Below are 22,607 nucleotides of genomic sequence, written 5' to 3' on the forward strand. Positions count from 1 at the left end.
AGTTGAGACCTTGTTGCACGGCGGGTTCGGCCATGAACATGTTCCAGAGCAGGGCGGATCAGTAGTTTGCAATCATCAGGATAATAGATTCTTAGTCTATGGCTAAGTAGCTGCTGGCATACCACTGTTCGGTAATGTTGAACGCGTCGTAAAAGCCATAATTCCCCCATAGCCAGTCGCCTAAGGTATAATAAAAAAACCGGAGCGCCTCATTGATTCCGCTGGGTTAAAGGGGAAAGACGAGAGCCCGCCGTAGGAGAATAACGCCTAAATTGTTATTAGGGGCATGTGCCGAGTAGCCGATGTGGTTATCGCTGGCGGTAAGTCCCCGTTGTATCCAGCAAAGCCAAAAGGGTTATCGGCACAGTATGCCCGCTTAATTAAAGTGTAGCTGCATTTTTTGCCAATTCTATGCAACAGGGAGAAATTAGGGGCGCTCTTTATTGATAATACTCTGAATTTCCGCCTGCGTAAGTGCTCGGTTAAAGATTCTCAACTCATCAATGGCGCTTCTGTCGGAAAGGTGTCCCCACTCTGTAAAACGGGGTGCACCGGAGCCGATGGTAAGTATATCTGTCCCATTCCAACTCACGCCCGGGAAGTTTCCTTGGCTAACTATTCGCCCGTTCAGATAAACAGTTCCTTGTGTGCGAGAAAGCGAGAAAGCAATGTGTACCCAATCGCCGGATGCAGGGTCAATATCAGCATTAGCGCCACCATCGAACCAGTTATCGCCACTGCCATTGCCCACGTTAAGCTTTATCCGTTGCTTACCGCCCGCATTTTCGCGAAATAGACGGAAGCCGCTCTCTCTATTATTCATGTTGTTGGGGCGTGCCGGGTCAGGAGGGGACATTGTCAGTATGCCTGCGCGGTCGGGGGTGGCATCGAGTTTATACCAAAAAATGGCTGTGAACTCCGGATTTCGAATGCGGTTGGTTGGGAAGGTTAAAAAGGCATTATTAGCGCCTAAGTACGCCCTGCCCTTCAAGCCGTTAGTAAAGGATGGACTTCCCGTAACCAGCGGGTTGGTGATACTGACTAATTCCATATTGTCACCATCAAAAGGCACGTAGAAAACCTCCCCTGTGTACACAGGTCTATAAGGTGGAACTTTCTCAAAATTCACCGTTTTTGTAGTTGATTTTCCGGAAAGGTCGGTAGCTACTACGCTTAGGATGTGTTTTCCATTGCCCAAATTGGCAAATGGAACTGATTTAATAGCTCTTCTGTAGTCCCTAAAATGGTTAAAACTGGCGATTTGTGTACCGTTTAGGCGAACTGCAATACTGCTAATTTCAATATCATCGGTTACTTCAAAGTTGATGTTGATGGAAGTAACATCCTCAAGCACTCTGATTAGGGTGCCTTCAATCGGGTAATTGATGTTAACGACGGGCGGCTGAGTATCAACGCCCGGCTCAACACGCTCAATTCTATCAATGTACCCATCGGTGCAGCCCATGAAGAGGGCAGCCACGGCGAAAACTATATTTATTCTTTTCATATTCATTGGTTATTATTCGTGAAAGTAGAGATTATCCTTGTTGGGCGGCGCGTCTTAACTGAGGTAGGATATCAGTTTGCTCGAGCGGATAGGGTAAAAAACGATTCGTGAGTGGTTGGAAAGTTCTTCCTTCATGGTTGAGCGGCGTGAAACGCTGGTGGCGCATCAAATCATAGAACCGGATTCCCCATTCCATGCCAAATTCAGCAAATTTTTCGTCCAGCACATTATCAAGCGTTACGCTTGCCAGTGGCGCCAGCCCGGCTCTTTGGCGCACCTGATTAACAGCTTGTAAAGCTGACAACCCGACGGCGTTTGCGCCATTCACCGCAGCCTCGGCGTGCATCAGTAAGATTTCAGCGTAGCGAATGCAAATGAAGTTTTTATTTTCTCCGTAGGCAAAACGACCTAGTGTTAGTTGAGTAGAAGGCAAATAATGCTTACCACTAAGGAATTTATATCTTGGATGGTCATTGAACACATCTCCATCAGGGGTTACGTTAGAAACCCAAGCAGGCAGGTTGGCAAAATTAGGATCGGCTCGCAGCTCGGCAATGCCAGCAGGAGTAAACAGTACAGAGGTTTGCAGCCTGATGCGTTCGCCACGCCCCAGCATAAACTTGACATAGGTCAGACTTGGCTCCCAAAAGCCCCAGCCACCTCCTGCTCCAGCCCTTGCCGGAGTCCAGTTGGCAGGTCCGAAGAAATCCCAAAGATAACGGGTGCTAGTACCTGTGGCAGTGCCAAAATCGGAATATTGGAGTTCTAGCAAGTTTTCTTTGTTGAGCTTACCCGGAATTTTGAAGAGCTGATAGTAGTCGGGTTCTAGCTGAAAAACACCGCTATTGATGATCTGTCCGGTAGCTTCCGTTACGGCCGGATAGTTTTTTAGCTCTAAGTTGGCCATCGCTTTTACGGCCAGTGCAGTAAAGCGGGTAATGCCTCCTCGCACATCGGTACGCTGGTTGGGATGCACGTTAGGCAACAACGGAATAGCTTCATCCATCTGGCTGGAGATATGGGTCATCACTTGGTTAAAATCGGACAGTTCTATATTGAACAGGTCGCTAGGCCGAGAACTTCTTGGGATTAAAATCCGCCCCCATAGGCGAGCAAGTTGCAGCAATTCAAAAGCGCGCATCACCTTAATTTCGGCAACATACTGGTCGGCTAAAGCCGCGCTAGCACCTGCCTCCTTATACTTCTGGATTTCTTCCATAGCCCCATGCCAATAGAGAAGGTCTGAATAAAGGTTCAGCCATGTGGAGTTGTACATCCAAAAGTTGCGATTGTACCGGAACTGATCAGTTTCCGTAAGGGGGAACTGATCGCCGGCAGGGTTTACATCATCGCCTCTTACGGCAATAATTGGAAATGTTTCCCATTGCAGGTCGTTAAGTTCTGCATAGGCTCCATACAGCATCAGCACCATATTTTCCGACCGCGTATAATCAGTTTCTTGTGCTTTCTGCTGGTTTTGCAAAGGCTCGTCGAGTAGGCGCATACAAGAGGCGCTAAGCGCCATTATGGCTACCCATATACAGATTCTTGTTATTGATTTCATATCATTATCAGGTTAGAATTTGACTTGAAGTCCGAATGTGTAAATAGCAGGTATTGGATAAACCTGACGATCAACCCCATCGGGTACCTCCGGATTGAATCCATTATAGCTAAAGAAAGTCAGCGGTCTTTCTGCCGTGAAGGAGAATTTGGTTTCGGGCATCATCAGACTACGTATTTCCTTTCTGGGCAACGTGTAGGCTACTTTTACGTTTTGTATTCTAAAGTAAGAACCGCTTTCCACAAAGTAACTGCTCATATTTTGATTCCAACCTTTGCGTAAACCTACTGCCGAAGGGTATCTGTTAGAAGTACCTTCCCCACGCCACAGGTTGGTAGCCAGATTGGCATCAATGTTGGTATCGTTGGTGAAAATAAGCTCCCCGCGTTTGCGGTTCAGGATACTGTGACCTGACTGCCCTTGAATCAACACAGACACATCAAAATTCTTAAACAGGATACCCACATTGCCCCCATAGGTAAGTGTAGGCAGGATAGACCCCAGCACTACTCGATCAGCATCGTTGATAACCCCGTCTCCATTCTGGTCTTTGAAGATGAGATCGCCGGGTTGAAGTCTGTTATTGCTGATGAACTCCTGCGTGTATCCACTGTTCCGGATTTGTTGCTCGTTCTGAAATACGCCAACGACTTCATAACCGAAAAAAGCTTGGAAGGGTTGTCCGACAATAGAGCGCTGGCGGAACTCTGCCGAACCGGCATCAAGGTAAAGCGGACCGCCTAAGTTCATCACCTTGTTTCTGAGGGTTGCGAAGTTACCACCTATGTAATAAGAGAAGTTATCAGAAATTTTATCTTGCCAGTTTAAGGTAACTTCTAAACCCTGATTTCTGATTTCACCTACGCTACGGCGTTCAGTAGCTCTAAATACAGGTGGAATGACGCTCACGGCTAAGTTTCTGGTATCCCTGATGAAGTAATCAGCATCTAAGGAGAGGCGATTATTCAGGAAACGGGCGTTCAGACCGATGTTGGTTTCCACGGTGGTTTCCCAGCGGTCTATCAGGTCAAAAGTTGGGTTAAGCCTGCGACCAAAGACTAGTGTGTTGTTAATGGCTGTGCTGGTTTCCTGAATAGTAGGCGCGCCAATAGAAGGGTTAATAGCATCGTTGCCCATCTGCCCCCATGAGGCGCGCAACTTCAGAAAGTCAATACCAGAAACCTGAAAGAATTTTTCGGAAGAGATAACCCAGCCGGCACCAATAGTGGTAAATGTGCCCCACTTTTTCTGGAACTTGTTGTTCCCATCGCGGCGGACTGTGCCATACAACAGATAGCGGTCGTCATAGTTATAAGCCACTCTAGAGAAAAACGACTGGAAGAACAACTGATAACCTCCATCACCGATACCATTAATGTCAAAATCGGTTGCACGCGAAAGATACCAGAGATGCTCTTGGTCGCGGCTGGGGTTGGGATTCAGCGCAGTGCCACGAGCAAATAGCGATTCGCCACTTTCGCTCCTGAACGACTGGCCGGCAACTACTGTAACAGCGTGTTTACCGAAGCGGTTGTTGTAGGTCAGGAAATTGTCCCAAATTTGGTCGAACCGGGTGAGGTTTTCTCTTCTTAACGAGGACTGGTTTTGCAGCACCCCATCGCTAAAGTCAAAATCTACACCCCGGATGTTGACGCTTTCAATGTTGTAGTTATATGCCGTACGGAATGATAGCTTATCTGGCAACAGCTCCACATTTACGTATATATTGCCCATTAGCTTGGCAATATTGTTCCGGTTATCAGAAAAGTACAGGCTATACAAAGGGTTCTGTCTGTTCCGATAGCCCAACTGCTGCGCATTGGAGAGTTTTAATGGAGAAGCCGCTGTGTTTGAGTCATCAAATGGGGGCAAAATAGGTACTGCATGATAGGCCTGAAACCATGCATCATTGTTGCCATTATACTGGCGGGCCGTACTCAGGTTCAGGTTTCCGCCCACAGTAAGCCAGCTTCTAACGTCCGAATCGAGCTTTACCCGAAAGTTGGTACGCTGGTATTCATTTCGAGTAATATTTAGCAAACCTTGCTGATTGAAATAGCTCCCCCCAATTGAGTAACGGGTCTGCTTATTCCCGCCCGTAAAAGAGAGTGAGTGGTTTTGCATAGCTGCCGGATTCATGATTTCGTTGTACCAATCGGTATTGACATCCGGCAGGTTTGGATCAACTCGGCTCCTGCCAAAGCGCTGGATGGCATTGTTGATAAAGGCAATATCCGCAGAACTGCCTGTTTCGTTGATGTAACGCACAAACTGCTGGGCGTTAGCCATCTTCAATACGTTCTGAGGCACCTGCACCCCGAAGTAGCCGTCATAAACAATTTCGGCTTTCTGGTTGTATGCTCCGGATTTGGTTTCAATCAGTACTACCCCATTGGCAGCTCTTACACCGTAAATAGCCGAAGCTGAAGCATCTTTCAATACAGAGATGGTCTGAATGTCGTTAGGGCTAAGGAAATCAATATTGTCGAAGAACATCCCATCTACCACATACAGCGGCCCGGCATTACCCTGAAAAGAGCCTATGCCCCGCACCCTTACTGTAGGGCCTACACCCGGAGCACCACTGCTCACAATCTGCACCCCTGCTACTCTTCCTTGCAAAGCCTGCATGGCCTGAGCAGCCGGTGTTTTCACAATCAAATCCGATTTTACAGTGGTAATAGCAGAGGTAAGGTCTTTTTCCCTTTGCGTACCGTAACCCACCACCACTACCTCCTGAAGGCTTTTTATATCGGTAGCAAGGCTAATTTCAAGAGTGAGTTGAGTGCCAATCACAACCTCTTGAGTTATATAACCAATGGCAGAAAATATAATGGTCTCACCTTGTGAAGCCTGAAGCACAAACTTACCATCCATATCAGAAACAGTACCACGCGTAGTACCTTTGATAGAGATGTTAACACCCGGAATGCCCATACCATCCTCAGCGGAAACAACCTTTCCTGAAACGGTATTTTGGGCAAAAAGTAGAGGTACAATAAAAAGCCAACAGCATAAAACTGTTAAAAACATCTGAGTATTCATTTTCATATTTATTTAGATTAGAAAAGTATCGGTGCAAGCAGCAAAGTGCCACTTACACTTTAAACAAATTTATGAGCGATGCACTCAATCTCAAAAAAATGAACCCCAACATGAATACATCATGCTGAGAAAGCGTACAAACCGCTCATGAGTAGGTAAAAACAAACCTAATCTCACACGCAAAAATATGATTATCAATATTTTAAAAAATATGTATGAGATGTTTGCTCAAAAATCAATGACGTGTCTTTTTACAAGGTAAAGTGTTGTTTTTCCCTTTAACACGATATGATGAAGTGATGAAGTAGTAGATGCTTGCATTCTTTGCGAGAATGTTTGCCCGCTTTTACCGTCAGATTGGGTAAAAAAAGCAGTATTATGCGCACAAGAAGTATCTGTCTAGAAGCTATCTCAAAACTCAATTTTGCGTATATATGTTATAGAAGTGAGCTTTATGTGATTATCTATGGATTTAACAGATATGCAGTGGGAGCGCGTATCGGTTGTCTTTGAGCAACCTTATGCAGGAACTGGTCGTCCGCGTAGACGATGCGTAACCAGATACGAATATCATTTAGAAAATTTTGCAGGATTCGTCAAACTCGCTGCTATGATTATGTTACTTAGACAGTTTTGAGATGAGTTGTAGTGGGAATAACACTGAAGTTCCAAAAACTCAGGTGGCGGATACCGAAAAGCCAATAGAGTAGGTAGTGTTGATTAATCAGTTTCAATAATGGAAAATAAAAATGACAAAAACTATTTTGATAAAATGACAAAAAGAATTTCACCAAAATGGATTGACAAGTTAGAAGATAACGAAATATTTGTTTTCGGTAGCAATCTTGACGGATTACACGGTGGCGGTGCGGCAGCAGTTGCAACAAAATGGGGTGCAATTTGGGGACAAGGTGTAGGCTTACAGGGACAAACTTATGCCATTCCAACAATGCAAGGTGGCGTTGAAACAATTAAACCTTACGTTGATGAATTTTTGACTTTTGCTAAATCAAAACCTAACTTAAAATTTTTAGTAACTGAGATTGGTTGTGGTATTGCAGGTTTTACAGTTGAACAAATTGCACCTTTGTTTAAAAATGCACTTGACGAAAACATTGAAAATATATTTCTACCAGAGAGTTTTTATAAGATATTGACGAATGAAAAAACACCGAACTGCTAACACGGGTTTTGCGTCAGGCGGAGTGACGTGCAAACTTGGAGCTTTGTGCTTCTATTCAAGTGTATTGCAGGTTGACAGTTTTGTGCGCCGAAACCCGCCCGAACGCAAAGCCGCAAACTGTTAGTGGCAAGCATCAAAACAGAAAAACAGACGACAAATGGACTATATCAGAAAACAGATTGACCAACGAATAGGCTTCTTACAGACTGTGGGCGACAAAAACACTATCGCAAACAAAGAGGGCTTATAGAGACCGACCGTCTTTGGTTTGCTGTCTTTTCAAACCGATATTGACCACACGCGACATCGGTCGCAAATAGGTATGTTCGTTAACCTATTCAGCGGACTGACTGCTTACACTTATTTTGATAACCTTCCCAAAGCTAAAACTTTCCAATCCCACTCTCAAATAGCACTTTTCAAAGACCTAATCGCATAATTCGCGTTAAAAAAACAATATGGGATGCCTTGACTTGATGAACTACTTGCTTAAATTGCAAATAAAAGGGCTTATGCCTAATGAAGAGTTGTTAGCCCCTAAAGCAAGACTACTTTTAGCGCAAGTAAAGCGATGGCAGGAAAATCTGTTTTACGGAAAAAAATGCCATTATCCGTTTGCGGATTTGCCGCATAGCGCACACCTTCGGTACGTCCTTACCAATTGGACTAACTACACAATCTACTTAGATCTTTTTCAGAATGACCAATCGCTTTTTGTTGATGAACGATTCAAAAATAAGGCATTATTGGATGAGTATGCCGTCGGGCTGCTAGAAATAATGTATTACGACAACAAGCGCGCAGGTTGCGACTGGGTGCTGCAACTTCATTCCGGAGAACCGATAGGAATTCTTCACTTGTACGATCTCAATGGTGAAACCATAGCCGACAGGTATCCTCCTTGCTCGATTGGTTATGCCATCACTGCCAACCATCGGCAGCAAGGATATGCCTACGAAGCAGTTACACACCTATTGTATCACATAAAAAATACTTTCAATAGGGATGAAGTGCGAGCTAATACCCACTCAAACAATGAAGCCTCTATTCGCCTGTTGCAAAAGTGCAATTTTCAGCGGATTGGCATAAGCATAGGAGAGGAGTCTGACGATGCTGATACACTCCTGATTTTTAGCAAACAACTGACTTAAATATTGTCTCAACACTTATAAACAACGACCAATGATTACGCTGGGCGATAAAGAATACTTCTCCGGCATTGGCGCGATTGCTTATGAAGGCGCCGACTCCGATAATCCGCTGGCTTTCAAGTACTACGATGCCAATCGGGTCGTTGCCGGCAAAACGCTTAAAGAGCATCTTCGCTTTGCGGTCGCTTATTGGCACTCGTTCTGCGGCACGGGCGGCGACCCTTTCGGCAGCGCGACCAAAGATTTCCCTTGGGCAAAGGCTGCCGACCCAATCGCCCGAGCGAAAGAAAAAATGGATGCCGCCTTTGAGTTCATCACCAAACTGGGCGCAGGTTTTTACTGCTTCCACGATTTTGACTTGGTGGAAGAAGGCGCATCGGTAGCCGAAAGCGAGCGCCGCCTGCGCATCATGACCGACTACGCCAAAGCCAAACAGCAGGCTTCGGGCGTACAATTGCTTTGGAATACGGCTAATCTGTTCAGCCACCGCCGCTACATGAACGGCGCGGCCACCAATCCCGATTTTAGCGTGGTGGCTTATGCCGGCGCTCAGGTAAAAAACGCCTTAGACGTTTGCATAGAACTCGGCGGGGCAGGCTATACCTTCTGGGGCGGGCGCGAAGGCTACCTCAGCCTGCACAATACCGACATGAAGCGCGAACTGGCTCATGTGGGACGCTTCCTCAGTATGGCACGCGACTACGCCCGCAAGCAAGGTTTCAAAGGCTATTTCTACATAGAACCCAAACCCGCAGAGCCAAGCAAACACCAATACGATTTTGATGCGGCAACTTGCATCGGATTTTTGCGCGAATACGGCTTGCATGACGATTTCCGGCTTAACTTGGAAACAAACCATGCCACTTTGGCCGGACATAGTTTCCAACATGAACTGCGCGTAGCTGCCGACGCGGGTATGTTTGCCAGTATAGATGCCAACCGCGGCGACTACCAGAACGGTTGGGACACCGACCAATTCCCCACCGACCTGTTTGAACTCACCGAAGCCATGCTCATTATTCTGGAAGCAGGCGGATTTACCAGCGGAGGCATTAACTTTGATGCCAAAACACGCCGCAATTCAACCGATTTGGAAGACTTGTTCATCGCTCACATCGGCGGAATGGATGCCTTTGCGCGCGCGCTGCTGATTGCCCACAACATCTTGGAACAATCGCCGTACCTGCAAATGCGCCGCAACCGCTATGCGAGTTTTGACGGCGGCAAAGGCGCTGATTTTGAGCAAGGCAGACTTTCATTGGAAGATTTGCACCGCATCGCTTCGGAAAGTCCCGAGCCGAAGCTCATCAGCGGCAAACAGGAATTATACGAAAATATCATCAATCAATACATCCGCTAAACGCTATGCAAAGCTGGCTTGACATCCCTGAAAATTCCGATTTTTCTATTTACAACCTGCCTTATGGCATTTTTTCATACGGCAAAAAAAAACCGCGCGCCGGAGTGGCTATCGGCAATTTTATTATTGACCTGAAGCGCGCACACAGAAAAGGGCTGTTTGAAGACATCAAAATTCCAAAAAAGGTATTTGACAAGCCAACGTTAAACGACTACATCCGTTTGGGCAAACCTGTACACCGCGCCGTGCGCGAGCGTTTGCAAGCGCAATTGCAAGACCCGACAAGCCTGCTTTTCCACTATCAGCATAAATTGCTTGTTCCAATGGAGGCGGCTTCTATGTACCTGCCGGTCGAAATTGGCGACTACACCGATTTTTACAGCAGCGAAGAGCATGCGACCAACGTGGGCAGAATGTTTCGCGGCGAAGCTAACGCGCTGATGCCCAATTGGAAACATCTTCCCGTAGCTTATCACGGTAGGGCTTCTTCCATTGTAATTTCAGGTACGCCCATTCGCCGCCCGATGGGGCAATCGCGCCCGAACGACAACGAACCGCCCGTTTTCGGACCGTCCAAAGCCGTAGATTTTGAGTTGGAAGTGGCTTTTGTTGTCGGTAGCGATACCCAATTGGGCGAGCGCGTGCCTGCCGATAAGGCGGAGGATTACATCTTCGGGCTGCTCTTGTTCAACGATTGGTCTGCCCGCGATTTGCAAAAGTGGGAATATGTGCCGCTGGGGCCATTCTTGAGCAAAAATTTTGGCTCTTCCGTTTCGCCATGGATTGTAACGCTGGATGCGCTGGAGCCATTTCGCACACAGGGGCCTGTGCAAGACCCGCCCGTGCTGCCTTACCTGCAAACCCAAGGCGCGCGTACTTTCGATATTCAGTTAGAAGTCGCCATTATTCCCAAAGGTGCCGAGCAAGAAACCCTCGTTTGTCGCTCTAATTTTAAGCATCTTTATTGGAATATGTCGCAGCAACTTGCGCACCACACCGTTAACGGCTGTAACATTCGCGTAGGCGATTTGATGGCATCGGGAACGATTAGCGGCTCTGCTCCCGATTCTTTCGGCTCGATGCTGGAACTCACCTGGAACTGGAAAAATCCGCTGCCGATGAGCAATGGCAGCGTCCGCACTTCCATCAATGATTGGGATACAGTAATCATGCGCGGTTATTGTCAAAAAGACGGCATTCGGGTAGGTTTTGGCCAAGTAGAAACGTTGCTGCTGCCCGCAGAGTGAATTTTATTTGATGTTATTGCAAATAAATTCACCCGTCTCAATGGTTTTTTCTACCAATGAGGATAGCTTGAATTTTTGGATGAACTCATTGTCGTGGTGAAAGTCTATATTGCGCAAGCGCTTAACTGAGGCGCGGAATTCTTCACTTGGTTGAAGTTTTTCTGCGCCTACGTCGTTTTGCAGCATTTTGTGCATGTCGTTTAACTTATTGACAGTCAGTTGCAGATCCAAAAAAAAGCTTTCGTATTCGGTATAGCGCTTGCGCCAGCTATCTATTTTTTTCAGGTATTCGCCCGACATAGCTTCGTAATTGCGCGACTTGGCTGCAAGTTCTGTTTTGAGCATTTCATTTTCGAGTGCGAGAAAAGCCTTCTTATACTTAGCCGATTCGTCGGAAGCCTCAGTTTCCGCGATCCTGCGTTTGACGACGCGCATGGTTGCAGAGGCAAGCATTTCTTTGGCAGCCGGCCAACTGTTGATCAATAACTCTGGCTTGATTTTTTTGGCTGATAAAATGCTGCTGATTGTCTGATAGCGCTGCTGGTATTGTAGCAAGGCAGTGTATTGAATCGTACTGTCGCTAAGCTGCCGGTAAAGCAGAGCAATTGCACCAATTTCTGCGCCCAACAGTTGAGCGCTTTGCTTGTCAATGCCTCCCTGCTCTAAGGCAGTTGCTATTTTTGACGCGTCATCCTGCGCATATCCTTGCCCTTGCCATACAAAAAGTTGCAAAACCCAAAACAATATAAGAAGTGGGCGATATAATAGCTTGTCCATTGATGCGTTATCCTGAATAGCAAATTAAGTCAAAATCAGAAATTTGCAGCAAACATTTTGTAACAATACGGAATCAAATAATCTTTTTACATGCGCAAATATTTTCTACACTTTATTTTACACATCGCATTAATGATGCCGCTTTTTGCAAATCAGCTACAAGCACAGGCTGATGGCGGCGAGTCAGCGCTGGATTATTACATGAAGGCAGAAAAATTGCGCACAACAAAGCGTTTCATCGAAGCTATCGAACTGTACGATCGGGCGATCGGTTTAGATCCTACCAACTTTAAGTTCTATCATTCTAAGGCGATGTCCCACTTCGGTTTGAAGGACATTCCCAATACCATCGCTGCGATGGAAAAATGTATCCAACTGAAAAAAGATTTTGTACCAGGTTTGCTGCTTTTGGCACAGTGCTACAAACTTTCTCAAAAAAATAACGAATACATTAATACGCTCAATAATGCTTTTAAATACGAAACCGATATTGGCAAAAAAGTAGGGATCAAAACCAACATCATAACGGTACTGATGCGCGAGCGCGAGTTTGCACGTGCCAAACCCCACGTAATGGAAGCCAGAGAACTGGCACCCAGCGAGGTCAATCTGATGTATTTTGAGGGAAAAATCCACAACGAGCTAAACGATTTTAAGGCTGCTCGAGAGGTGCTCAACAAGCTCATCAATACACTGACCGAGAAAGACCCCAAAATTACTGCCAAGTACTATTACGAAATGGGTTATGCCTGCTACAAATTAGGACAATTTGACCTAGCTTTCGACTACTGGAAAAATGCGGACTACGGCTACTTCAGAAACCTGATTGCACGCTATAATCCGCGCTCTTATCTCGGCATTGCACTGTCTTATTACAAGATATACGAGTTTGCAAAGGCAAGGGAAAACTTAGACATTGCCATCAAAATCCAGCCTAACCTGACACAAGCCTATATGTTGCAGGCTGAAATAGCCAAAAAAGAGTTGAAGCAAGACGGAGTTATTGTAGCTTATCAGGCAGCACTGGTCAACGAAAGCGAACCGGCAAAAAAGGGGGAAATATGTAAGGCGCTGGCGCAAGCGCTGGTTGATTCGCAGCGATTCACCGAGGCAATCAATATTACTGCGCAGGGACTCAAACACACCCCCGGCGACTACCAGATGCTGTTTTTGCAGGCGATTGCCTATTACCGCGCCAAACAGTACGTAGAGGCGCTCAAAGTGCTGGATATTATTTCAGGTAATCAGGCGTTAGATGCCGAGAACCGCGCGATGGTCAATTTTGCCATCGCGACGATCTACCGCATTACCGACCAGCCCGAAAAAGCCAAAGCTGCCTACAAAAAAGCAGAGTTTGGCAGTTTCGCGCGTACCGTACAGTTAGAACTTGCCGAAATGGAAGGCATGCTCAAATCGCCTGACGTGATTGCTGAAGATCTGCCGATGCCACAAACGCAGTAGTTTTTTATCATCATACCATAGGTAATCAGTTAATTTTAAGCGCTCTTTATCGCTTTTACTCTACGCGCCTAAAGATGCCACACCTACGGTGTTTTAGCGGGTAAAATTGCACGATAGGCTACAAAAATAGCAGCCCTACGGGCTTTCTATGACAAAAAGCCGTTAGGCTTGTAATCTTTGTAGTAAAATCATGCGCCTCTATTGATAAAATGCCGTAGGCATGACAACTGTCCTGTTGTAACTTGCGGTCAGACCGAATATGCCACTGCTGAGCATTACCTACTGTGCGGCAGCTGCCGCGTTTTCGTTATACAGCACTTGCAATACAGTTTTACCGACGGCATAGAGTGTTTCTTTGCTAATAATGTCCATATTGTCGCGGTGGGTATGCCAAAAGCTGCCAAAAGCGCCGTTTTCATGTTGAATGATGTCTATCATCGGGATGCCTGCGAGTTGGTTGACGTATAGGTGGTCGTCTATGAGCGCGCTGGTGGTTTGATAGCTAAAGTACTTACCAAAGCCTAATTGGTTGCCCGTGTCCCACACTTTTTTAACTACTGAGGGCGCATACTCCATCGAATGCCCCTCGAGCAGGAAGCGGGCATCTTTAGCGCCGACCATGTCTAACAAAATGCCGTAGTAGGCAGTGTAGCCTTCTATGTGTTTATTCTTTGACCAATACTGTGAACCTAAGCACCATGTGTCGCGTTTGAACGCTACTTGTTGCTCGTCTTCGGGCTGCCCGTAGTCTTCGCTGTCAAACAGGATTATATCAATGCCGATGTTGTTGATTTTCAGGCTATCTTGCTGTCCGATCAGGCGGGCAATTTCGAGCAGGACACCTACGCCGCTGGCTCCGTCGTTTGCCCCGTCAATAGGTTGGCGGCGACGGCTTGGGTCTTCGTCCATATCGGCATAAGGGCGCGTGTCCCAGTGCGCCCCTAACAGGATTCTCCGCTTGGCATCGGGGTTGTAGCTGGCAATAATATTGCGCGATTGGAGAACAGTACCGTTGTAGGCAATGGCTTCGAAGTCTTGCGCCTGTACCTGCCAACCAAAACGACGAAAGGCTTCCAGAAACATTTGGGCAGCTTTGCGATGGGCTTCTGTGTTGGGTACGCGCGGCCCGAGGGCTACCTGCTGCGCAATAAAGGCATAAGCCGTATCGGGATTGAACTCGGGAATTGGTTGCATGACGATTGCCGCCACTTCTGTTTTTACTTCTGTGGGCTGTTCGTTGCAAGCGACTGCCAACCATACGTATATACTGAAAATCAACAACTTGCTTGTCGTAAAAGATCGGCAGCAGAAAAGATCGTTCATAGATAAGAACTGAAGGTTTTATGCGGAGGAATGAATAGATTACTTGCGCAAACTTAGCATACTTTGTATGAATAAAGAAAACCGCCGCCGCTTTCTGTTACATCTGCCTGCAGCATTGGGCGCTGTTGCTGTGCCGGGCTGCTTTCGTTACAGGTCTGCTGCCCGGCAAGCCGATGTATTGGTTATCGGTGCAGGTTCTGCGGGGATTCCTTGTGCGATTGCCGCTGCCGAACGCGGCTTGCGGGTTTGGGTAGTTGAAAAAGACAGCAAAATCGGCGGTACGCTCAATATTACCGCCGGACAAATGAGCGCTGCCGGAACGCGCCTGCAAAAAAGTAAAGGTATCGCTGATAGCCCCAAACAGCATTTCGAGGAGGTCATGCGCCTTAGCAAAGGCACAGCAGACCCCGCTATTGTACGGCTGGCAGTGCAGGAAGCCCCCCGCCTGATTGACTGGTTGGAAAGCATTGGCTATCCGATGGCGGAGGAAGCGCCTGCTGTTGTGTATAATCATCCGGCCTACAGTTGCCCGCGCACCTATTGGGGCAAAACGGACTATAACCCGTCCAATCCGGGAGAGGATGCGGGCAAATCGCTGTTGCAGACGCTGCTGCCCCTCTGGGAAAAGTACCTGCACAGCGGACAGATCCGCCTACTGGCAGAAACGCGCTTAGAGCGACTGCTCGAAGAATCGGGACAAGTGCGCGGCGCAGTTGTGCAGCATAAAAACGGCAGCACCTCGCGTTTAATGGCGCGGCATACGGTGCTGGCTACGGGCGGATACGCTGCCAATGCGAAGTTTTTCCGCGAGGTTACTCCTAATGCACCGCGACTGATCAGCAGCGCGAGGCATACCTCACAAGGCGAGGGCATTCAGGCAGCTATGCAAATCGGGGCAACTTTTCGCAATGCCGATATGCACGGCTGTACGGTCGGCGGCATCGAACTAGAACCGCAATCGGGCAGAGCGGATTTCTGGTCGGCATGGGCGCGAATCTCCAATCCGATTGCCCGCCCACCACGCGAGGTTTATGTTAATGCTGAAGGAAAGCGCTTCATGGCAGAAGATGAACCGGAAGTAGATAAGCGCGAAAAAGCTATTGCCGCACAGCCCGAACAAAAGTGCTGGCTAATTTTTGACCAGACAGCCCTTGCAGCAGGTGCGCCGCTGATCTTGCCATGGACGGCGGAGCGCATCAGAAAAGAAGCACACAAGGGATCTTTCCTTTGGAAAGCCGGCTCGCTCGAAGAACTGGCGCAACAAACAGGGCTGCCTACGGGCAATTTGCAGGCTACTATCCAGGCATATCATCAAGCCGTTGCAACAGGCAAAGACCTACAATTTGGCAGAAAGGATCTGCAATTTCCCGTGCAAACTCCGCCCTTCTATGCGCTGCTTACCTACGGGTTCAGTCTGGTTTCCTTTGGCGGGCTGCATACAGATGCTCGCCTGCGGGTACTTGGTAGGGCTGGCATTCCTATCGAAGGTTTATACGCTGTCGGCGAAATTCTGGGCGCAGGAGCTACTACGGGCAATGTTTTCTGCGGCGGGATGCTGCTTACGCCTGCCGTTGCGCTGGGGCGCTGGCTGGGCAGCGTGTTGAAATGATATTAAGCGCTTGTGCAAAATTCAACGTTCTGCGCTCATCTGCAAGCATTTATAGTTGTCATGCCTACGGCATTTTGTCAATAGAGGCGCATGATTTTTACTACAAAGATTACAAGCCTAACGGCTTTTTGTCATAGAAAGCCCGTAGAGCTGCCCCGCCGTAGCGCGTGTCCTACCGCCGTAGCGCGTGTCCTCACGAGCTACAATGAAACATCCTCGTTCGCGAGCGACGTGCAACGGGATAGCCTAAAGGCTTTTGTCATAGAAAGCCCGTAGGGCTGCTATTTTTGTAGCCTATCGTGCAATTTTACCCACTAAAACACCGTAGGTGTGGTATCTTGCGGGTCTGACCGCAAGTTGACAGCATAAGCAACCATGAACAAACAGGCACTCAAAGAACAGATTTTCAGCAAGGGAAGCTACCTCTGCGTAGGTTTGGATACAGACCTGCGCAAACTGCCCGCTGCGCTGCGGGGCGAAAAAGATCCTGTATTTGCCTTCAATCGCCGCATCATAGATGCTACTGCCGACTATTGCGTAGCCTATAAGCCGAACATAGCCTTCTACGAAAGCCTCGGCGCGGCAGGCTGGGAAAGCCTCGCCCGCACGATGGAATACATCCCCCCCCATCTTTTTACCATTGCCGATGCCAAGCGCGGAGATATTGGCAACACCTCTGCAATGTACGCCCGCACCTTTTTTGAGCAATACGCCTTCGATGCGGTAACAGTAGCCCCGTACATGGGCAGCGATTCGGTGCAGCCTTTCCTCGGCTACGAGGGCAAGTGGGTCATCCTGCTGGCGCTTACCTCCAACGAAGGCAGCAGCGACTTTCAACAGCTCACCATTGCCCCCCACGGGCAGCCTTTATACCGCATCGTCATGCAACGCGCCATGCAGTGGGCAAGCCCCGAACAGCTGATGTTTGTCGTAGGCGCTACCCAAGCCGAGCATCTGAGCGCGATCCGCAGCTTTGCTCCCGACCATTTCCTGCTCGTACCCGGCTACGGTGCACAGGGCGGCGACTTGCAAGCCGTCTCAGCGGCAGGGCTGACCAGCTACGGCGGGCTTTTGGTCAACGCCTCACGCGCCATCATATACGCCTCCGCCGATAACGATTTTGACAAAGCGGCAGCCAAAAAAGCACAGGCAATTGCTGCCGAAATGCGCCAATACCTCGACTTATATGCCCGATAATACCATGGAAAAAATTACTGCCTGTTATCATTCTCCCATTGGCGATATGATTATCAGCGCAAGCGATGCGGGCATCTGCGAGCTGACCATCGCGCCGCTCAACAGCCGCGAACACCTGAGCTATTGTCAGCCGCCCACCTCCCACAGCGTACTCCACGAAGCCGTGCGCCAACTCACCCAGTACTTTGAAAGTACGCGCAAAAGTTTTGAACTCCCCCTCGACTTGCAGGGCACTCCCTTCCAGCAGCGCGTTTGGGAAGAACTAAGCGCCATTCCCTTCGGACAAACTATTAGCTATGCCGATTTGGCGCGGCGCATCCGACAGCCCGAAGCCGTGCGGGCAGTAGCCGCCGCCAACGGGCGCAATCCCGTCTGGGTGATTGTTCCCTGCCACCGCGTCATTGGTGCAGACGGCAGCCTGACAGGCTACGCCGGCGGACTCTGGCGCAAAGAATGGCTCCTCAACCACGAACACCTCAACGGCTTACACCGACAGTTGCAGATATTTTGATTTATCCCTTTTTAACCGCCGTCAGGGTCTGGCGACCGCTGCCGGGGTTAGTTATCCCTGACGGCGGCAGCAAGCCCCGGCAGCGGATCGAAAAGATGATTTCCTAATCAAACTCGATCCAATAATCATGTGATAACCTTGCGGTCTCTTCGCTTCTGAAGTGAAACTCTTCAAAATCTTTTACTCCCCCAAACCATCTATGGACAGCGTCCCTTTTGAGTCTGGTATTTTGGATAGATAAATGACTCTGATAAGATGAATAGGGGTAGGTTCTAAAATCTGCAACGAAACCGTGCTTTTGCGGATTGTGATGGATGTAATACACCAACGATGTGAAATAGCTATCAGAATCGACCCACTTACGTTCGTATCTTTTTTCAAAAAGACTGCCCGTACGGTCAAAAGCCTTATTAAAACTTTGCGCATAGGCATTAAAAAAGTGTCCAAATTGTCTGTGTGGTTCTACGATCTGTTGGCTTTTAGGCGTTTCGGGCAACTCGGGATATAGCATCGCGTAGGTTGGCAGATCATCTGCAATTCTTACAAGCAGATGAAAATGATTGCGTAACAGGCAATAGGCATATGTCTCGGCGACAGGTTCGCAGTAGGTAGTGTAGAGAGAAAGGAAATGATGGTAATTTTCGTGTGTACGAAAAATATTCTCACCATTGATGCCGCGATTGTAAATATGATAGAATTTGCCTGCTTCTAAGGGTGTTTTCAACTGTGGCATAGACGGATCTTTTCCCGATGAAAATAATAAATCCTGATAAATAATCTTATGCAAACCTGCGACCGCTACCGGGGTTGGGTATCCCTGACGGCGGCTGCAAGCCCCGGCAGCGGATTTCTGATTTCTTTCGATAGCTAACCGCCGTTAGGGTCTGCGACCGCTGCCGGGGTAACACACAAAAAAATTTCTACCCCCCCTTGCAACCCTTTGCCAACTCGCGGGGTCTTAGGTTTGCAAATTTAAGGTTTGTTCACATTTTACCCATTTGTACAACTGACCTGTTTTTAAGGTTTTTTAACGTACAAATTTGTAATATCCGACAACAAGCCTATTTTTGCGAAATCAATTAACAAACCTAATTACAATTAAAAAAAACGTTATGAACAAAAACACATTCATGTATCCGGTTCGGATGACTGCTGTTCTGGCGGCTGCTGCTCTGGTAACGAGCTGCGCGAAGGACAAGTTCACTGAAGCGAATGCTCTGGATCTGGAATTGAAGCGCCTCCGTACAGAGGACTCAATCCGTGTTGCCCGTGAGCGTCAGCAACGTATCTGGGAAATCAACAGTATAGCTTATCAGCGTGTACTGGACTCTTTGGACCGCATCAACGCCGGCGGTCGCGTATTTTACACTGTAACGGTTGTTGCAGGTGGCAGCGCCGCTTTCGGTACTGGTCGTGTAGAAGAGTTAGAAGGCGTACAAGGCGCTACTGTGTCTATCGCTCAGTATGGACAAGTACAAACTGCTACTACTCCTGCCAGCGGTATGGTTACTGTAGAGCTGCGTTCCGGCTCTGCCAGCGTTGTAGCTTCTGCGCCTGAACACACGACTGTTAACTACACTGTTAATTTGACTGCTGATGGTAACAGCGTAACTAACAACAATCTGCCACTTGCGCCCGGCAACGGACACACCGTACACGTGGGCAACGTTATTCCGCTGTTCCCAACTTCTGGCGCCGGCACAGCCACCGTGCGCGGTCGCGCTTACATCGAAACCGACCTGACCAACGAAACCGCAGAGCTGGTAACCCCTACCGTTTTGGGCGCCGGCACAAACCTGTTCACTGCAAACATCGACATTAACGACGTTTTCCGTCAGCGTTACTTGGACATTACCAATAACGCTTCAGGCATTGCTAATGCAAACGGTACGGATTTCGAAGGTCAAATCAACCGTATTTCCTACGAAAATGCGACTACTAACGTAGTGGTTGACGCGCAAGGCAACTACTCTGGCGCCATTCCAGCTACCGCTTCAGGTCTGCCTTTGCAACTGCGTTATTCTCAAATCGCCGCCGACCGTATTTTCTGGGCATCTTCTTTCGACGGTACTAATTTAGGTACTCTTGATGCCCTCAACAATCGTACTGGTCAGGTGATTACTCGCCGCTTCATCTACGGTCCGTTCCCATTAGTATCAGGAAACGATGACCCTGTCTTTGGCGCTGGTCCTTTTACTGCTATAGATGCTAGCTTGTCATTTAATACCGAGCTGGCGCCGGCTCAAGTAACCGCCGCGCTGACCAACACAGGCGCTTTGCGTACCGAAACCATTGGCGATAAAACCTACTTTGTATTGAATCCTGACGGCGATACTCCTGCTGAGAAAATTCTGCCTCCTACCGATACTTACAGAAGAGGGTTGTATCTGGCAGATGTAACCGTTGAAACTGACCCTAGCGTAACGCCTTCTACTATTTTGCCTCCTTTGGTTACTTTTACTGCTGCCCCCGCCGGTGGTACTACCGCCACAGGTATTGTAGAATTAGAGCCTGAATTGGCATCTGGTATAGAACCAGTTACAGAATCATTTGACCCTACTAAATCTGGTCGTAAATTCCGTCGTCTGGCAGGCATCCGCGTAGTAAACGCAGGTTCTGGATATACTACTGCTCCTGCCGTTACCTTCACTCGTCGCGATGGCACCGCTGGCACAGGCGCTAACGCTGGTCAGGCATTTGTAACCGGCAAAGGCACGCTCCAAGCGCCTACTTCTGAAATTGCAAATATTCAAGTGATTGATGGCGGTTTCGGCTACCTGCCTCTTACTGGTACTGGTAACAATAGGGCTTCTCGTAGCGGTGGTCTTGAGGGTTCTACCAATGACGGCTTCTCATTTCTTGGTTCGGCAGCACATTATGCAGGTCCGTTAAGCATCACTTCTACAAGTGCTGTAAAATGGACTGGTATGACTCCTCGCTTGCCCGGCGCTCCTTTCACAGGCGCAGGCACCGTTCCTACGCTGGGTGAACAAGATGTAGTATTTCACTACAACGCTATTGGCACTATTGACCGTATTTCACTCTCTGCCAATATAGGCGCAGGCATCACACAAGCGATGATAGATGCCTTTAACGGCGGCCCGAACGGTGGTACAGGCGGTTTGCTGGTGTATGGCGATGATATCACTTTCCCATCAAGCGAAAACATAGATGATTCTGATGCAACTCCAGGTCTTGATATTGAGCATCTCTTTGTGAGAAATGGTGCAACCCCTATTCCCGGTTATGGAGGCAATGTTGACGATGTAGTGTTTAACTTTACTAACGGCATTATCCGTCAGTATGGATCAGATAACGCTCCGGGTAACTCAGCTACTCAGATTCAAAACTTTGGCATTGGCGTTGGAGGGTTCATTCAGCCCGGCGATAACATTCCTTATGTATTCTTGCCAAACATTTCTTTGGTGAATGTACCTAACGATGTTACGCCTCCCGGCTTGTCGCTGGCTGTTGGTACTGCTGTAAACCCTACCCCTGCCAATCGAGGTAAGGTAATTTCCATCACTTTGACGCCCGGTTCCAGCACAAACACTACTTATGACTACTTAGATAATACTTCTGCTGGTAACATTGCTTCAGGTATTCCAAATATGACCATGCGCATTACTCCTGCGACTAACAGCCTGCGCATTCGTCTGTTCCGTTCAGGCAGCGGTATTGATAACTATGTGATTGATCAGCCTTCACAATTGGAAGGTCGCTTCATAGAAGGTTTGATAAATGTCGGCAGTACGTTTCTTCCTACTATTACATTTGGTACACCTATTGGTGGTAAAGAGGTAGATACTTACATTGTAGAATTCGACGCTCCTGATCAGGCTTTTGGCGTTCGCGCCGAGGGTCGCCCCGTATTCAATGCAAACCGTCAATTGATTGGTATTGATGTTACTAATCCAGGCGCAGGATATTCTAGCAACCCTAATTTCCGCATCATTCCTAACCCTAAAGAGGGTGACTTCTTTTCACCTTCAGAGGTTGTAAATGACAATGCTTCCGTATCAGTATCTCGCGTAAAAGATGAATTGGTGTTCACTATTGTCAATGGCGGAAGCTATGCGGCTTGCCCAGATGTGCTTTTGTCTGGCGGCGGGGTTACGCTTGCCCAGCAACCGCAAAACGCCTTGGCGCCTAGCTCCATCAGTTATGTGCCAGCGGTTGGCAGCGGTTTCCCTACGGCAAACAATGGGGAATTCGATCTTGAATTTGACGCCACTACCGGCGCGATTAAATCTATTAAGTACGTTGGTCTCGGTTTGCCGCCTTATACCAGCGCTCCTATCAACGTAACCATTTCTCCGGCTCGTCAGAACGACGCGCTCAACCGCGCATGGAACAGCGTGCCAGCATCATTGCCATCCCCATTAGTTATAGGAACATATGCTCAGCGTTCCATATCCACTGATGCGGCAGGCGCTATCACGGGTATAAACATCTTGCAGAGAGTAGTAACGTCTGTTTCTCCTTCTAGTTTTAGTTCAACAGTTACTCCCATTCGCTTCTGGGAGTTACACTCTGGCGGATATGCGAATCTTCCCGGCATTCCGAACAATGACTGGTTGCATTTCGCCAATCAGCAATATATTCTACCTCCTGCGGTGAATATAGCAAGTACGGCAGGCACGGGGGCGCAAGCCGTAGCGGTGCTGGAAGA

General features: G+C 48.1%; 16 protein-coding genes. 9 read left to right on the plus strand and 7 right to left on the minus strand.

The window, feature by feature from the left end; genetic code table 11:
- Window positions 1-91: 91 nt before the first annotated feature.
- From ACWIP2_RS05265 to ACWIP2_RS05280, 4 genes are all read right to left on the minus strand, one after another.
- Window positions 92-217, minus strand: a complete 126-nt coding sequence (locus ACWIP2_RS05265) for a glucoamylase family protein (RefSeq protein ID WP_448518875.1) — start codon at window positions 215-217, stop codon at window positions 92-94.
- A gap of 210 nt (window positions 218-427) precedes the next feature.
- Entirely contained in the window at window positions 428-1,507 is a 1,080-nt protein-coding gene (locus ACWIP2_RS05270; RefSeq protein WP_448518860.1) for a LamG-like jellyroll fold domain-containing protein, read from the minus strand.
- 31 nt (window positions 1,508-1,538) lie between these two features.
- Window positions 1,539-3,071 (minus strand): RagB/SusD family nutrient uptake outer membrane protein, encoded by a 1,533-nt coding sequence (locus ACWIP2_RS05275; protein ID WP_448518861.1) that lies wholly within the window; start codon window positions 3,069-3,071, stop codon window positions 1,539-1,541.
- A 12-nt stretch (window positions 3,072-3,083) separates the two neighbouring features.
- Complete coding sequence (locus tag ACWIP2_RS05280) at window positions 3,084-6,122, minus strand: SusC/RagA family TonB-linked outer membrane protein (protein ID WP_448518862.1); 3,039 nt, start codon at window positions 6,120-6,122, stop codon at window positions 3,084-3,086.
- Between the two features lie 730 nt (window positions 6,123-6,852).
- On the opposite strand from ACWIP2_RS05280, the gene ACWIP2_RS05285 reads away from it, so the two are divergent.
- The 4 genes from ACWIP2_RS05285 to fahA all read left to right on the plus strand — a co-directional run bounded on the left by ACWIP2_RS05285 (window position 6,853) and on the right by fahA (window position 11,057).
- Window positions 6,853-7,299, plus strand: a complete 447-nt coding sequence (locus ACWIP2_RS05285) for an A1S_2505 family phage non-structural protein (RefSeq protein WP_448518863.1) — start codon at window positions 6,853-6,855, stop codon at window positions 7,297-7,299.
- Between the two features lie 512 nt (window positions 7,300-7,811).
- Window positions 7,812-8,450: a GNAT family N-acetyltransferase gene (locus tag ACWIP2_RS05290; RefSeq protein ID WP_448518864.1), complete on the plus strand. Its 639-nt coding sequence runs from the start codon at window positions 7,812-7,814 to the stop codon at window positions 8,448-8,450.
- A gap of 31 nt (window positions 8,451-8,481) precedes the next feature.
- Complete coding sequence (xylA, locus tag ACWIP2_RS05295) at window positions 8,482-9,810, plus strand: xylose isomerase (RefSeq protein WP_448518865.1); 1,329 nt, start codon at window positions 8,482-8,484, stop codon at window positions 9,808-9,810.
- A gap of 5 nt (window positions 9,811-9,815) precedes the next feature.
- Complete coding sequence (fahA, locus tag ACWIP2_RS05300; RefSeq protein ID WP_448518866.1) at window positions 9,816-11,057, plus strand: fumarylacetoacetase; 1,242 nt, start codon at window positions 9,816-9,818, stop codon at window positions 11,055-11,057.
- Window positions 11,058-11,060: 3 nt separating this feature from the next.
- On the opposite strand, the gene ACWIP2_RS05305 is transcribed toward fahA, so the two are convergent.
- Complete coding sequence (locus ACWIP2_RS05305; RefSeq protein ID WP_448518867.1) at window positions 11,061-11,834, minus strand: hypothetical protein; 774 nt, start codon at window positions 11,832-11,834, stop codon at window positions 11,061-11,063.
- A gap of 90 nt (window positions 11,835-11,924) precedes the next feature.
- Here ACWIP2_RS05305 and ACWIP2_RS05310 point away from each other — a divergent pair, with 90 nt between their 5' ends.
- Window positions 11,925-13,295 (plus strand): tetratricopeptide repeat protein, encoded by a 1,371-nt coding sequence (locus ACWIP2_RS05310; RefSeq protein ID WP_448518868.1) that lies wholly within the window; start codon window positions 11,925-11,927, stop codon window positions 13,293-13,295.
- 279 nt (window positions 13,296-13,574) lie between these two features.
- Here the strand turns inward: ACWIP2_RS05310 and ACWIP2_RS05315 are convergent, their stop codons facing one another.
- Window positions 13,575-14,618 carry a M28 family peptidase gene (locus tag ACWIP2_RS05315; protein ID WP_448518869.1) on the minus strand — a complete coding sequence of 348 codons (1,044 nt, stop codon included), beginning with the start codon at window positions 14,616-14,618 and terminating at the stop codon, window positions 13,575-13,577.
- A gap of 67 nt (window positions 14,619-14,685) precedes the next feature.
- Here ACWIP2_RS05315 and ACWIP2_RS05320 point away from each other — a divergent pair, with 67 nt between their 5' ends.
- From ACWIP2_RS05320 to ACWIP2_RS05330, 3 genes are all read left to right on the plus strand, one after another.
- The gene (locus ACWIP2_RS05320) at window positions 14,686-16,227 is read left to right on the plus strand and encodes an FAD-dependent oxidoreductase (protein WP_448518870.1); all 1,542 of its coding nucleotides are present in this window, start codon (window positions 14,686-14,688) and stop codon (window positions 16,225-16,227) included.
- 375 nt (window positions 16,228-16,602) lie between these two features.
- Window positions 16,603-17,424 carry an orotidine-5'-phosphate decarboxylase gene (gene pyrF / locus ACWIP2_RS05325; RefSeq protein WP_448518871.1) on the plus strand — a complete coding sequence of 274 codons (822 nt, stop codon included), beginning with the start codon at window positions 16,603-16,605 and terminating at the stop codon, window positions 17,422-17,424.
- Window positions 17,425-17,428: 4 nt separating this feature from the next.
- On the plus strand, window positions 17,429-17,935 hold the full coding sequence (locus ACWIP2_RS05330; RefSeq protein ID WP_448518872.1) for a methylated-DNA--[protein]-cysteine S-methyltransferase: 507 nt from the start codon (window positions 17,429-17,431) through the stop codon (window positions 17,933-17,935).
- Window positions 17,936-18,038: 103 nt separating this feature from the next.
- On the opposite strand, the gene ACWIP2_RS05335 is transcribed toward ACWIP2_RS05330, so the two are convergent.
- Window positions 18,039-18,668 (minus strand): transposase, encoded by a 630-nt coding sequence (locus ACWIP2_RS05335; RefSeq protein WP_448518873.1) that lies wholly within the window; start codon window positions 18,666-18,668, stop codon window positions 18,039-18,041.
- Between the two features lie 379 nt (window positions 18,669-19,047).
- On the opposite strand from ACWIP2_RS05335, the gene ACWIP2_RS05340 reads away from it, so the two are divergent.
- On the plus strand, window positions 19,048-22,607 hold a 3,560-nt coding region (locus ACWIP2_RS05340), incomplete at its 3' end, for a hypothetical protein (RefSeq protein WP_448518874.1).

Source organism: Rhodoflexus sp. (assembly GCF_053489755.1).